Origin of the sequence: Ruegeria sp. R8_1 (assembly GCF_017743815.1) — a bacterium.
GTDB classification, from domain to species: Bacteria; Pseudomonadota; Alphaproteobacteria; order Rhodobacterales; family Rhodobacteraceae; genus Ruegeria; species Ruegeria lacuscaerulensis_A.
Window position 1 is genome coordinate 11,181 of record NZ_JAGHRL010000008.1, and the last position, 12,385, is coordinate 23,565.

The window sequence follows — 12,385 nt, forward strand, 5'->3', positions numbered from 1 at the left end:
TTGCCATAGGCCGCGCTGAATGCAAGACCCTAGGATATGCACAGAGCATTCGTCGTCATAGGTTTTCTGTTCTCGGTCGCGCTGCTGTCGGCGGGCGTCTGGTCATACGGGTTCAGGCAGGCGTTGTCGCAGCTTAGCGAGAAGGCCGAGGCCGATTTGGAACTGGCCGCGGACCGGTTAAGCACTCAGATGCAGGTCTATCAGGAATTGGCCGTTCTGATGGCGGGCCATCCTGCGCTGGCTACGCTGGACACACCCTCACAACGTCAGGCGGCACAAGCCATGTTGCTGGACGTGGCCGATAAGACAGCTGCCGTAAACATGTTATATCTGGACCGCAATGGTCAGGTTCTGACCGCTGCACAGCCGATCGCACAGGACAGTCTGGCGGGTCACCCCGCGTTCGAACGCGCATTGCAGGGCGCTTTGGGAAGTGCGCACGGGGTCCTTCCTGAAAGCGGTGCGCGCATTTATTCTTACGCAGCACCGACATTTGATGCATTGGGTCGGGTGCAAGGGGCCTTGATGGTCGTCGCCGATGTTCAGGATGTCGAACAAACATGGCGCGGCAGTACCGAGGCCGTTTTCTTTGTGGATTCCGACGGGGTGGTTTTTATCTCGAACCGGTCCGACCTTCTGTTCTGGTATCGGTCCGAGGGTCAGCAGGGCCTGTCCCCGCCAGAAGGGGATGCGACCGATTTCGCCTCGACCATGATCGGTGGGCACGAGCTTTGGCGATTGGGGTGGGGCAGGTATCTGCCAGAACGTGCGCTGCACCTGACGCTTGATTTGCCTGTGATCGACATGACGGCCGAGGTTTTGGTCGATGTGGCTCCGGCGCGGCGTTTGGCGGGGCTGCAGGCTGCCGCGGTAGCTGCGATCTGTTTTGCTTTTGGCGCATTGTTGTTCCTGGCGACAGAGCGGCGCAGGACGCTGGCGCAGGCCAATGTCGTTCTGGAAAGTCGTGTTGCGCAGCGAACCCGTGCTCTGACGGCCGCCAACACTGCTCTCAAGCGCGAAGTTCATGAACGGCAAGAGGCTGAAACCGCATTAAAGAAAGCCCAGGCCGAGCTGATACAGGCCGGAAAACTAAGCGCATTGGGGCAGATGTCCGCCGGGATCAGCCACGAACTGAATCAGCCGCTCATGGCGATCCAGCAATTTGCCGATAATGGCACTGCATTTCTGTCGCGTGGGCGCGAGGGGCGGGCGGCTGAAAATCTGACCCGCATTTCGGACATGGCGGCGCGGATGGCGCGTATCATCAAAAATCTTCGGGCCTTTGCCCGAAACGAAAGTGAACCTATGGGTAAGGTCGACTTGGTTCAGGTGATCGAAACGGCTGTCGAACTGACCGATGCGCGCCTGCGGTCCGAAGGGGTCGAACTGGAATGGCAGCCGCCTTCTGGTCCTGTTTTTGCTTGGGGCGGCGAGGTGCGGCTGGTTCAGGTGTTTGTGAACCTGATCAACAACGCCGCCGATGCCATGAGCCAGCAGGATGACAAGTTGATCCATATTGCGATCGAGACGGGTGATAAATTGGCGGTCACGGTGCGCGATATCGGCCCAGGTATCGAAAACACTGAAAAACTGTTCGAGCCGTTCTATACCACCAAGGCCGTGGGATCGTCCGAGGGGATGGGGTTGGGCCTTTCGATCTCTTACGGGTTGGTCCAGAGTTTTGGTGGTAACATCCGTGGAACAAACGCGCAGACCGGTGCGATGTTCACGGTCGAGCTTGAGTATTACCGGGAAGATGAGGTCGCATGACACGAAAGGTCCTTTTGGTCGATGACGATGCGGCGGTGCGCGAGGCTTTGGCCCAAACGCTGGAGCTGGCGGATTACGCGCCCGTGACTGCTGGGTCTTTCGTAGCCGCCAAGGATCACATTCGGGCTGACTTTGCGGGCGTTATCGTGTCGGACATCAGGATGCCCGGACGTGACGGGTTTCACCTGTTGAACTACGCGCGTGAGGTTGATGCCGATCTGCCGGTTATCTTGTTGACTGGCGAAGGTGATGTCCCCATGGCCGTTCGTGCGATGGGGACAGGTGCATTTGATTTTCTCGAAAAACCATGCGCTGCCTCGGACTTGCTCGAAGTTCTGGAGCGCGCACAGGCGGCGCGGCGACACGTTCTGGAACAGCGTGCCTTGAAACATGAATTGGAAAAAGGAGATCCAGCCGCGCGGCTTCTGTTTGGCCTGTCTGCGCAAGCCGAGCGGCTTAGGGAACGGGTTCGTACGGTTGCCCGGACAGGGGTAGAGGTTCTGGTGACCGGCCCCGCAGGCAGCGGTATTTCCAAGGTGGCTGAAGTGGTGCATTTGATGTCCCCGCAATCGCAAGGCCCATTTGTCAAACGCCCTGCATCGGGGTTGACGGTACGAGAGTTGCGACATGTTTGCGAGGACGCCGCTGGGGGCTCATTATTTTTGGATGAGATTTCGGCGATGCCGACTGAAACCCAGTACGCCGCACTTGAAATCGTCGAGCAAGGGGTCGGCGCGCGTATCATCGCCGGAACCACTGCTGATCTCGCGCGCTTGTCTGATGGTGGACAGTTTCATGCCGATCTTTTCTATCGTTTGGACGTGATGCGGGTTCGGATACCGTCGCTTGCTGAACGCCCCGAGGATATTCCGGTGATCTTTCGCCACTATGTTGCACAAGCGGCCGAACAGGCCGGGATTGCTGCACCGGATATCACGTCGGAACATTTGGCGTCATTGATGACGCAGGACTGGCCGGGCAATGCACGGTCCCTGATGTCAGCGGCCATGCGGTTTGTTCTTGGGATGCCGGACGAGGTCGCTTCGGCCGCAGAACTGGGGCTGAGTGAGCAGATGGCCCAAGTCGAACGTTCGCTTTTGATTGCGTCTTTGGGGCGCCACAATGGCAAGGCCTCGGACGCGGCCAAAGCGCTAAAACTGCCGCGCAAGACCTTCTACGACAAACTAGCGCGTTATGGCATTCGCCCCGAGGATTACCGAAGGTAGGGTCTCCCGCCGCATTTCACTGCATTTTCATGCAATTCAAGGCGTTGGGCGTGGCAGTCCGCTGGTGCGGACTGCGGTGGCGCAGGTGTTGTCGGGTGATTCCAACTGTACGATTCGAAATATGTGCGAAAATCCGCACAAAGGCAGATTTCCTTGTGTGGAATTTCGCACGTAGTCCAGGTTGGTTCACGGCAGACTTAGTTGAAACGCTGATACATACAATAAAAACAGAGACTTAAAACGAATCTCACGCATCCCCAACAAAAAGTTGAGTGGTGGCAGGCGATTCGGTTCACTGCCCGGCATAAGGCGCCTTGGCGGCGCTCTTGAGAAGTTTCTGAGAAGTCTGGGAGGAAAAGACAGATGAAATTCCTGACAACAGCCGCGACAGCAGTTGCTCTTACCGTGACGGCAACTGCCGGTATGGCAGCGTGTGACGATGGTGAGATCGTGGTGAAGTTCGCCCACGTGACGAACACCGACAAGCATCCTAAAGGTATTGCAGCATCGCTGCTGGAACAGCGTGTGAATGACGAAATGAATGGCGTCATGTGTGTAGAGGTGTTCCCCAACTCGACCCTTTATAATGACGACAAGGTCCTTGAGGCTATGTTGCAGGGCGATGTTCAACTGGCTGCGCCGTCTCTGTCCAAGTTTGAAAAATTCACCAAGCAATTCCGGCTGTTCGACCTGCCGTTCATGTTCAAGAACATCGAAGCAGTGGATGCGTTCCAAGCCTCGGCTGATGGTCAGGCCATGAAGGACAGCATGCAGCGCCGCGGCCTGCAGGGATTGGCGTTCTGGCACAATGGCATGAAGCAGATGTCCGCCAACAAGCCGCTGGTTGAGCCCACAGATGCGGATGGCCTGAAGTTCCGCGTTCAGTCGTCGGACGTACTGGTCGCGCAAATGGAAGCGATCGGTGGTAGTCCGCAGAAGATGGCGTTCTCGGAAGTCTATGGCGCACTGCAACAGGGTGTTGTGGACGGTCAGGAAAACACCTGGTCGAACATCTACGGCAAGAAGTTCTTCGAAGTGCAGGACGGTATCACCGAAACCAACCACGGCATCATCGACTATCTGGTCGTGACCTCGGTGGACTGGCTGGACAGCCTTGACCCCGAAGTGCGCGATCAGTTCCTGACGATCCTGGGTGAAGTCACCGAAACGCGTAACAAAGAAGCCTTTGCGGTCAACGAAGCGGCCAAGCAGTCGGTTATCGACGCTGGTGGCACCATCCGTGAATTGAACGCTGAACAGCGTCAGGCTTGGGTCGATGCCATGAAGCCCGTTTGGGACAAATTCGCCGGTGATGTAGGCCAGGACAAAATCGACGCCGCTCAGGCGATCAACGCCGGGTTCTGATCCGGATCGCCGCGCGTCGGGGGACTGGGGAGTTATCGACGCGCAGGCCGGGCGGGCCGTATCAGGCCCGCCCCAATCAATCATCCTAAAAATGTGGGGACAGAGAGATGTCTGGTGCGAATCCCGGCCAAGGCGGGCTGATCGACCATATCGAGGAAACCCTGATCGCGGTGTTGCTTGGCCTGATGACGGCTGTGACGTTTGCCAACGTGATCGCGCGGTTTGCCTTTAATTCCAATATCCTGTGGGCACTGGAAATGACCGTGTTCATGTTCGGGTGGCTGGTGCTGCTTGGCGCGTCTTATGCGGTTAAGAAACATGCGCATCTGGGCGTTGATGCTATCCTGAACATGCTGTCACCTGCACCGCGCCGTGTGCTGGCTCTGATCGCGGTGGCTTGCTGTCTGGTCTTTTCGTTGCTGTTGCTGAAGGGGTCGTATGACTACTGGTCTGTGTTTGCGGATCTGCCACCCACGTCGGGGCGCTGGTTCCCGACCGGGTTTGATACCGGGGCGCGCAGTCAGAGTTTTTATGAGGTTGACGATATTCCGATGGTCGCGCCGCTGCGCTTTCTGGAAGACCTGATCAACTATGGTGAAGGGTACGAGAAAATCCCAAAGGTCATTCCGTATCTGGTGCTGCCCGTATCGATGCTGTTGCTGGTGATCCGGTTTACGCAAGCCGCCATTCAAATCTGGCGCGGAGAGGCCGACCGCCTTGTCGCCAGCCACGAAGTCGAGGACGAGATCGAAGAAGTCCGCGCACAACAAGGGGTGCATGACTAATGGACGTCGTTCTTCTTTTCTCAATGGTCATTGGCCTGCTGCTGATCGGTGTTCCGATTGCGGTGGCGCTTGGCCTCAGTTCGACCCTGTTCCTGCTTATCTATTCCGATAGTTCGTTGGCCTCGGTCGCAGGCACGCTGTTCGAGGCGTTCGAGGGCCACTTTACCCTGCTGGCGATCCCGTTCTTTATCCTCGCCTCGTCCTTCATGACGACAGGCGGCGTGGCGCGGCGGATCATCCGCTTCTCGATTGCCTGTGTGGGGCACCTGCCGGGTGGTTTGGCGATTGCGGGCGTGTTTGCCTGTATGTTGTTTGCGGCGCTGTCGGGGTCGTCCCCGGCGACCGTGGTCGCTATCGGCTCCATCGTGATCGCGGGCATGCGTCAGGTGGGGTATTCCAAGGAATTCGCTGCCGGTGTGATCTGTAACGCCGGTACGTTGGGCATCCTGATCCCGCCGTCGATCGTGATGGTTGTGTACGCGGCGGCTGTTGAGGTGTCCGTCGGGCGCATGTTCCTTGCAGGCGTTATTCCAGGCCTGATGGCGGGTCTGATGCTGATGATCACCATCTATGTCATGGCCAAGGTCAAGAACCTGCCCAAAGGCGATTGGAAAGGGTGGGGCGAGATCTTTGCCTCGGCGCGCGAAGCCGGATGGGGCTTGTTCCTGATCGTCATCATTCTGGGTGGTATCTATGGCGGTATCTTTACACCGACCGAGGCGGCAGCCGTCGCTGCGGTGTACTCTTTCCTGATTGCCAGCTTTGTTTACAAAGATATGGGGCCGCTCAGCACCGAAGAGGGTCAGCAGAACCTGCCTTTGATCAAAAAGCCTTATGCGCTGGTAACCGCGTTCTTTCACCCGGACACCAAGCATACGCTGTTCGAGGCCGGCAAGCTGACTGTCACGCTGCTGTTCGTGATCGCCAACGCGCTGATCCTGAAACACGTTCTGACGGACGAGCAGGTGCCACAGCACATCGCCAGCGCCATGTTGTCGGCAGGTTTGGGTCCGGTGACGTTCCTGATCGTGGTGAACGTGATCCTTCTGATTGGAGGTCAGTTCATGGAGCCCTCGGGCCTGCTGGTCATCGTCGCGCCGTTGGTGTTCCCGATTGCCATCGAGCTGGGCATCGACCCGATCCATCTGGGTATCATCATGGTGGTCAACATGGAGATCGGGATGATCACACCTCCGGTCGGGCTGAACCTGTTCGTGACCTCGGGCGTGGCCGGAATGCCGATGATGAGCGTTGTGAAAGCGGCGTTGCCGTTCCTGGCCGTGCTGTTCGTCTTCTTGATCATGGTGACGTACATACCGTGGATATCGACGTTCCTGCCCAACACCTTCATGGGGCCAGAGATCATAACGAACTAAAGAAAAAGGCCGGATCCTCTAGGGTCCGGCCTTTCTTCTTACGCGCTGTATTTCTGCAGATACGTCTCAACCCAGCCAATGCTGCCAAAGCCACGGCGGCGCTTGGTCCCCCATTCCCCGACATTCTGCCCGACCAGTTCATGCGCTTTCGGGTTTCCGTTGAAGATCACGATTTTAGGACGTTTTGGCAGGTTGCGGTACTTACGGAAAATCAGACTGAGCGGCCAATAGGGGACTAGGTGTATTATACCGATACACCAATCCTTCGGGTAGCACCGACGCCGCCACGCCCGCCCCGAGATATAGTCCTGATCATTCTTGTAAGCCTTCAGGTCGCGGGGTGCGTCAAAGTCATCATACAGGTGGAACTGCTGCTTGGGTATAAATCCGACCACAGAAGAATTCCCGCGCGTGACCAGGTTCATAAGCCCCGGAACACGATCCCAGAACGCTGCAGGTATCGCACGCCACACAAAGGCACGAAACTTAGGCATAAGGTAAAGCCCGCCGCGTTCACGTACGCGGTGCAACAAGGGCGTGAGTTCACCGGTTACCAAGAGATCGAGGTCAAGGAACAGCGCTGTTTCATAGCCTTGCACAACCCGTCTGTCGAACATAAGCAACTTGGGCCATTTGCCGTGAACCCATTCCGACTGATCCAATTGGGGAAAGGACAGGGCGTGCGTCTTGATGGCGGGATCAAGCCCGGTGGTGTCATCTGTGATACAAATGAAGTCATGGTCTACGGGCAAATGATCCCGGACAGCCGCGAACAGCATGTTGACATCATGCGCACTGAACGGCGTGCCCCATTTCATGCACAGGACACAGGCTTTGCCAGAGGTTTCCGTCATCAGGTTTCCATCCGTTTTGTTGCGGCCACCGCGCGTTTACGTGTTCGCGGTGAAAAAATGCGATTTCTGCATCTTTAGAAGCGGGATGTGACGGGCAGGCTGCAGTTTTGTGACAGAAATACTCTTGAATGAAGGGTTTTTAGTGCCCAGGTTAAGGGCCGAGGACGACCTCATCTAATCCTGTGTATCGTTCGGGACGGCTCGAAGATATGAGAGGTGTCCCAATGCCTTGGATTTTTCTTCTGTTCGCCGGTGTTCTCGAGATTGGCTGGGCTGTTGCCATGAAGCAATCTGCCGGTTTCACCCGTCTTTGGCCGACCGCAATTATGGGCGTTTCCATGGTCGCATCGTTCGGACTTTTGGCTTTGGCAATGCGTGATCTGCCACTTGGCACAGCCTACACGATTTGGACCGGAATTGGGGCCATCGGTGCTTTTGCCGTTGGCGTTGTGTTTCTGGGCGAGGCCGTGACAGCCCCGCGCCTTATAGCAGCCGCCCTGATTGTGGCCGGTCTGGTTACCATGAAACTGGCGTAGTCTCAGGCGTTCTGCAATGCGTCGATAATGCCGGAAAAGTCGTCAGCCTTCAGGCTGGCGCCACCTACTAAGGCACCATCCACGTTGGATACGGCAAAGATATCCGCCGCATTGCCGGGCTTGACCGACCCGCCGTAAAGCAACCGGACGGACCGCCCCACGCCTTCGCCAAACCGCCGTTCTAGACGCGTGCGGATAAAGTCGTGGACTTCTCCGATTTCGTCCAATGTGGGAACTTTTCCGGTGCCGATGGCCCAAATGGGTTCATAAGCCACGATCAGGTTCTCGCCGGTGGATTGGTCCGGGATCGAGCCCGACATCTGGCCGCCAATGATGTCCAGCGTGTTGGCCGCTTCGCGCTGTTCAAGGCTTTCACCGACGCAGATGATGGCCTTTAAGCCAGCATCCATCACCGCACGCGCTTTGGCTCGAACATCTTCGTTCTGTTCGGCGTGATCTTCGCGCCGTTCAGAGTGGCCAAGGATCACCATTGATGCCCCGGCATCCATCAGCATCTGGGCGCTTATGTCGCCAGTATGTGCACCGGATGACGCGGCATGACAGTCCTGACCGCCGACCATGATCCCGACATCACCGACCGTTTGCGCAGCCCGGTGTATCAACGTTGCGGGTGGACAAATCAGCACATCAACTGATGGGGAAGGGTAGGTCCTTGACAGCGCCTCCAACTCGGCTAAATCCGCAGCCGTTCCGTTCATCTTCCAATTCCCTGCCGCAAGCTTGCGCCGCATCTTAGGATCTCCCATTTAAGCTATTGTTTGCACATCGGATAGCACCGTGCGGACACACTGACAATTCTGGTTGCGGATTAGCTGCCAAAACGGCACAACTCCCGCGTAATTTCCGAGGCCCCCATGATCAACAACCTGGACCTAGAAAAACTGGACCGACGCGAGCCCGATGAGTTGGCCTGCTTGCTGCACGCAATCGGTGAGGTAGGTTTCCTGACTGTGTCCAATACAGGCTTGGATGCATCGCGGTGCACGGCGGTTATTGAAGCCTATCGGCAGTTCTTTCACTTGCCCGAAGCCCAGAAAGCGCGCGTTGATATGGCAAAGACGGGGGCAAACCGAGGGTGGGGCGCTTCGCAGTCCGAGCAGGTTGACCCGAATGCCAACCCCGACTTTAAAGAGGTTTTCGACTGCGGATACGAACTACCAGCTGGAAACCCCTATGCAGCCAAGAACCTGAGCGTTTATGCGCCGAACCAATGGCCCGAGGCGCCGGCCGGCTTCCAAGATACCATCCAGACTTACTACAGCGACGCCAGTGCAGTCGCGATGCGCGTTCTAAGGGCAATCGCTGTGGCCCTGGGGCGAGATGCAGCCAGCTTCGACAGCGCATTTGAAACGCCCATGGCCTTGCTGCGCGGCAATTACTACCCTCAGCGCCCCGCCTGGGCAGGGCATCAGGATTTTGGAATCGGCGCACACACTGACTATGGGTGCCTGACACTGTTGGCGACAGATGGTACCGCTGGGCTAGAGGTTCAAATGCCTGATGGAAAATGGGAACCGGCCGAAACCCGGCCCGGAACCTTCATTATCAACTTTGGTGAAATGCTGGAGTTCTGGACCGACGGTCGGGTCAAAGCCACGTTGCACCGGGTGGTAGGAGGGTCTGACGAGCGGATCTCGGTGCCGCTGTTCTTCAATCCGTCCTACGACACAAATGTTGCTCCGCCGAATTCAGACAAGGTTATTCGTGCCGGAGAACACCTCACGACGCGGTTCAACGAAACCTATGTTCACCTGAAAGAAGCGTCTTAACGCTGGGCCGAGAGCGTTTCGTCAAACTTGATCGACTCGCCACAACCGCAGGCATCGACAACGTTAGGGTTGCGGAACTTGAAGCCGGATTCCAGCAGCGAAACCTCATAGTCAATCTCGGTTCCGAACAGAAACATCTGTGCCATAGGGGCGATCATCACCCGTGCGCCATCCTGTTCCACGACCTCGTCATTGGCATCGGCTTCGTCCACGTAGTCCATGGTGTATTCCATGCCTGCGCAGCCACCTTTCTTGACACCGATGCGCAGCCCGGCATGTCCACCCGATTTCATCAGGCTCACAATCTGGGTCGCAGCTTTCGGTGTGATCGTCACCGCTTGTTTGCCGGGAATGCCGAACATAGTGGTCTCCGTTGTCGCGCGTTATCTTCAATTTAGTGCTTAGGCGAAACAGTCTCAAGACATAGCAGCCGTGCTTACCTAACTTTTCCAGTAAGGTTGCCGTCAGACGGAACCCATGCTTGCGTTCAGACAATGGGTCGGCCTAGCCTGCGAACAGGGTATTGCAGCGGACAATGAAAGGTGCGTGGACATGCATAAACTCTCCAAGGTGTTGAAGGCGGGCCTGATTATCCCGATTGCAATAGCGGTCGCAAACGTTGCATCCGCAGCTGTGGACGGCAAGCGGCACCCGGTGAACTGTGCGACGGCCGAAGGTGACTTACGCGCCATCGCAGCAGAAAAGAAACATGCACAGGACCAGCAAGTTGAAAGTGTCGTGTCGATATTGCCCGCAGGTGCGTTGTTGGGGCTGGTGACCGGGACGGAGAAGAAGCGGTTATCAATGCTTTCAGGCGACTATGTCAAAGCGTTGGACGAAAGGGCCGCCGAGATCAGAACAACCTGCAACGTCAAATAAAAAACCGCCCGGTCAGAGGGGCGGTTTTTCGGCAAGATATCAGGTCGTGCTTACATGAAGCCCAACTCTAGACGAGCTTCGTCTGACATCATCTCCATTCCCCAAGGGGGTTCCCAGGTTAGTTCGACATCGACTTCCTTGACGCCCGCAACCGGCTCGACGGCTTCGACGATCCAGCCGGGCATTTCGCCTGCTACCGGGCAACCCGGTGCAGTCAGGGTCATGATCACTTTCACCGCGTTCTCGCCGGAAATGTCGATGGTATAGATCAAACCCAGATCATAGATGTTAACTGGAATTTCAGGGTCATAGACTGACCGGCAAGCCTCGACCACTGCGTCATACAGGGGGTGCTCAATTGTCGAAGGCGCAATCAATGGCGTGCCTTCAAACTGTTCGCTGGGGTGAGTCATTCGTGCCTCGGGTCTGTTTCCTGAGCTTTTATATAGGGAAAGCTATGGGCAGCGTCCAGAGGTGGCGTGGTGCCCAAAGAGGGCACCATTGGGTTCATTCGTTGATGTCGTGCCGAAAGGTCTTCACTTGACCGTGGGGCAGGGCGAACATCCGTCGCAGAACCAGCCATGCTACCAGCGACAATGCAGCAAAGATCAGCAGCAGAACCGGCAGGGATGGAGCCACACCAGGGATGATCAGCAACACCCCAGTGATCGCCGCGCCAATTGCGAAGCCCAGAAAGATGAATCCCGGCAGCACAATCTCGAGGATGCCGAGGGCCAATGCCCCCGCCAACCAAATCCACCATGTCAGCCAGAACGGGTCTGCCATTACTTACCTCCCTTCAGCATCTTAAAGGCATCGCCAAACGCTTCCAATGCATTTGCAGGCACAACGATTGTCTGCGAACCATTGCCAGCGCCCAACGCGTTCAGCGCTTCGACCTGTTTCAACGCCACCTGGTATTGCGCAGCCTCGATACCATTGTCCTGGATGGCCTTGGCCACAACTCCGGTTGCATAAGCTTCGGCTTCAGCTTCAATACGACGAGCTTTGGCGGTTTGCTCGGCCGCATACAGCTCGGCGTCAGCGCTGAGCTCAACTGCGCGTTTTTGGCCTTCGGCCTCGGTGACCTGTGCCCGACGGGCGCGTTCGGCGTTCAACTGCTGCAACATCGCATCGCGCGTCGCCTGATCCAGATTCACATCCAGAATCTCGGCGCGGGTCACTTCGATGCCCCAGTCATCCACGGCAGTTTCCACACTTTCCTGAATGCGGTTGATCAACTGTGCACGGTTCGACTGAACCTCATCCAGGTCCATTTTGCCGATCTCGGCCCGAACGATCCCAGCCACAGTGGTGGCAATCGCGCCATCTACGTCACGGATGCGGTAGACGGTCTTTTCAGGCTCAAGAATTCGGTAAAACACCGAGGTGTCGATTTGCACCAGCACGTTGTCCTTAGTAATCGCGTCTTGCGTCGCATTAGGCAACTGGCGTTCCAGAATGGATATCTTGTGACGTGCAACATCAAGAAACGGAACAATAAAGTTGATACCCGGTCCAAGGACCGAATGCAGGCGGCCAAAGCGTTCAATCACGTATTTTTCCGACTGAGGCACGATCTTTATGCCTTTGAAGATAACAACGACAATCAGAACGGCGCCAAGAACGAAAATGATGTTCGACGAAAGCAATCCTATAATCTGGTCTTCGGTCATATCTGTCCTCTCATTATTGTGTACTATAGTATACATTTGGGGATTGACTTGCCCAGTTTCAAGTCAGGTATGGCGGGTATAGGATTAGATTCAAATCTATGAACGTTCGGATGTAAGGGGGAAATTTC

General features: G+C 56.4%; 14 protein-coding genes. 8 read left to right on the top strand and 6 right to left on the bottom strand.

Annotation, left to right across the window (positions count from 1 at the left end; all coding sequences use genetic code 11):
• Positions 1-36 precede the first annotated feature (36 nt).
• From J7380_RS16930 to J7380_RS16950, 5 genes are all read left to right on the top strand, one after another.
• Entirely contained in the window at positions 37-1,770 is a 1,734-nt protein-coding gene (locus J7380_RS16930; protein WP_209196902.1) for an ATP-binding protein, read from the top strand.
• The gene (locus tag J7380_RS16935) at positions 1,767-2,996 is read left to right on the top strand and encodes a sigma-54 dependent transcriptional regulator (protein ID WP_209196903.1); all 1,230 of its coding nucleotides are present in this window, start codon (positions 1,767-1,769) and stop codon (positions 2,994-2,996) included. Before J7380_RS16930 ends, J7380_RS16935 begins: the two co-directional genes overlap by 4 nt.
• 363 nt (positions 2,997-3,359) lie before the next feature.
• Complete coding sequence (locus J7380_RS16940) at positions 3,360-4,361, top strand: DctP family TRAP transporter solute-binding subunit (protein ID WP_209196904.1); 1,002 nt, start codon at positions 3,360-3,362, stop codon at positions 4,359-4,361.
• A 107-nt stretch (positions 4,362-4,468) separates the two neighbouring features.
• Positions 4,469-5,146 carry a TRAP transporter small permease gene (locus tag J7380_RS16945; protein ID WP_209196905.1) on the top strand — a complete coding sequence of 226 codons (678 nt, stop codon included), beginning with the start codon at positions 4,469-4,471 and terminating at the stop codon, positions 5,144-5,146.
• The gene (locus J7380_RS16950) at positions 5,146-6,522 is read left to right on the top strand and encodes a TRAP transporter large permease (protein WP_170354025.1); all 1,377 of its coding nucleotides are present in this window, start codon (positions 5,146-5,148) and stop codon (positions 6,520-6,522) included. Before J7380_RS16945 ends, J7380_RS16950 begins: the two co-directional genes overlap by 1 nt.
• 38 nt (positions 6,523-6,560) lie before the next feature.
• Here the strand turns inward: J7380_RS16950 and J7380_RS16955 are convergent, their stop codons facing one another.
• Positions 6,561-7,376 (bottom strand): hypothetical protein, encoded by an 816-nt coding sequence (locus J7380_RS16955; RefSeq protein ID WP_209196906.1) that lies wholly within the window; start codon positions 7,374-7,376, stop codon positions 6,561-6,563.
• Positions 7,377-7,600: 224 nt separating this feature from the next.
• Between J7380_RS16955 and J7380_RS16960 the strand changes: the two genes are divergently transcribed.
• Entirely contained in the window at positions 7,601-7,912 is a 312-nt protein-coding gene (locus tag J7380_RS16960) for a multidrug efflux SMR transporter (RefSeq protein ID WP_209196907.1), read from the top strand.
• Positions 7,913-7,914: 2 nt separating this feature from the next.
• Here the strand turns inward: J7380_RS16960 and tpiA are convergent, their stop codons facing one another.
• Positions 7,915-8,664, bottom strand: a complete 750-nt coding sequence (gene tpiA / locus J7380_RS16965) for a triose-phosphate isomerase (protein WP_209196908.1) — start codon at positions 8,662-8,664, stop codon at positions 7,915-7,917.
• Between the two features lie 123 nt (positions 8,665-8,787).
• Here tpiA and J7380_RS16970 point away from each other — a divergent pair, with 123 nt between their 5' ends.
• Entirely contained in the window at positions 8,788-9,702 is a 915-nt protein-coding gene (locus tag J7380_RS16970; protein ID WP_209196909.1) for a 2-oxoglutarate and iron-dependent oxygenase domain-containing protein, read from the top strand.
• Here J7380_RS16970 and J7380_RS16975 read toward each other — a convergent pair.
• Positions 9,699-10,064, bottom strand: coding sequence for an iron-sulfur cluster assembly accessory protein (locus tag J7380_RS16975; protein ID WP_170354037.1), 366 nt, complete (start codon positions 10,062-10,064; stop codon positions 9,699-9,701). The two genes, J7380_RS16970 and J7380_RS16975, sit on opposite strands and share 4 nt — an antisense overlap.
• Before the next feature lie 190 nt (positions 10,065-10,254).
• Here J7380_RS16975 and J7380_RS16980 point away from each other — a divergent pair, with 190 nt between their 5' ends.
• The gene (locus tag J7380_RS16980) at positions 10,255-10,581 is read left to right on the top strand and encodes a hypothetical protein (protein ID WP_209196910.1); all 327 of its coding nucleotides are present in this window, start codon (positions 10,255-10,257) and stop codon (positions 10,579-10,581) included.
• 50 nt (positions 10,582-10,631) lie between these two features.
• On the opposite strand, the gene J7380_RS16985 is transcribed toward J7380_RS16980, so the two are convergent.
• The 3 genes from J7380_RS16985 to J7380_RS16995 all read right to left on the bottom strand — a co-directional run bounded on the left by J7380_RS16985 (position 10,632) and on the right by J7380_RS16995 (position 12,257).
• The gene (locus J7380_RS16985) at positions 10,632-10,994 is read right to left on the bottom strand and encodes an SUF system Fe-S cluster assembly protein (protein ID WP_170354039.1); all 363 of its coding nucleotides are present in this window, start codon (positions 10,992-10,994) and stop codon (positions 10,632-10,634) included.
• A 94-nt stretch (positions 10,995-11,088) separates the two neighbouring features.
• On the bottom strand, positions 11,089-11,367 hold the full coding sequence (locus J7380_RS16990) for a hypothetical protein (protein ID WP_209196911.1): 279 nt from the start codon (positions 11,365-11,367) through the stop codon (positions 11,089-11,091).
• Entirely contained in the window at positions 11,367-12,257 is an 891-nt protein-coding gene (locus J7380_RS16995; RefSeq protein WP_209196912.1) for an SPFH domain-containing protein, read from the bottom strand. Before J7380_RS16995 ends, J7380_RS16990 begins: the two co-directional genes overlap by 1 nt.
• Positions 12,258-12,385: the final 128 nt, after the last annotated feature.

Bases quoted from the DNA above. Each gene is read 5' to 3' on its own strand.
- J7380_RS16930 (WP_209196902.1), top strand. From the start codon at position 37: ATGCACAGAGCATTCGTCGTCATAGGTTTTCTGTTCTCGGTCGCGCTG.
- tpiA (WP_209196908.1), bottom strand. From the start codon at position 8,664: ATGCGGCGCAAGCTTGCGGCAGGGAATTGGAAGATGAACGGAACGGCT.
- J7380_RS16970 (WP_209196909.1), top strand. From the start codon at position 8,788: ATGATCAACAACCTGGACCTAGAAAAACTGGACCGACGCGAGCCCGAT.
- J7380_RS16975 (WP_170354037.1), bottom strand. From the start codon at position 10,064: ATGTTCGGCATTCCCGGCAAACAAGCGGTGACGATCACACCGAAAGCT.
- J7380_RS16935 (WP_209196903.1), top strand. From the start codon at position 1,767: ATGACACGAAAGGTCCTTTTGGTCGATGACGATGCGGCGGTGCGCGAG.
- J7380_RS16945 (WP_209196905.1), top strand. From the start codon at position 4,469: ATGTCTGGTGCGAATCCCGGCCAAGGCGGGCTGATCGACCATATCGAG.
- J7380_RS16990 (WP_209196911.1), bottom strand. From the start codon at position 11,367: ATGGCAGACCCGTTCTGGCTGACATGGTGGATTTGGTTGGCGGGGGCA.
- J7380_RS16950 (WP_170354025.1), top strand. From the start codon at position 5,146: ATGGACGTCGTTCTTCTTTTCTCAATGGTCATTGGCCTGCTGCTGATC.
- J7380_RS16960 (WP_209196907.1), top strand. From the start codon at position 7,601: ATGCCTTGGATTTTTCTTCTGTTCGCCGGTGTTCTCGAGATTGGCTGG.
- J7380_RS16985 (WP_170354039.1), bottom strand. From the start codon at position 10,994: ATGACTCACCCCAGCGAACAGTTTGAAGGCACGCCATTGATTGCGCCT.
- J7380_RS16940 (WP_209196904.1), top strand. From the start codon at position 3,360: ATGAAATTCCTGACAACAGCCGCGACAGCAGTTGCTCTTACCGTGACG.
- J7380_RS16955 (WP_209196906.1), bottom strand. From the start codon at position 7,376: ATGACGGAAACCTCTGGCAAAGCCTGTGTCCTGTGCATGAAATGGGGC.
- J7380_RS16980 (WP_209196910.1), top strand. From the start codon at position 10,255: ATGCATAAACTCTCCAAGGTGTTGAAGGCGGGCCTGATTATCCCGATT.
- J7380_RS16995 (WP_209196912.1), bottom strand. From the start codon at position 12,257: ATGACCGAAGACCAGATTATAGGATTGCTTTCGTCGAACATCATTTTC.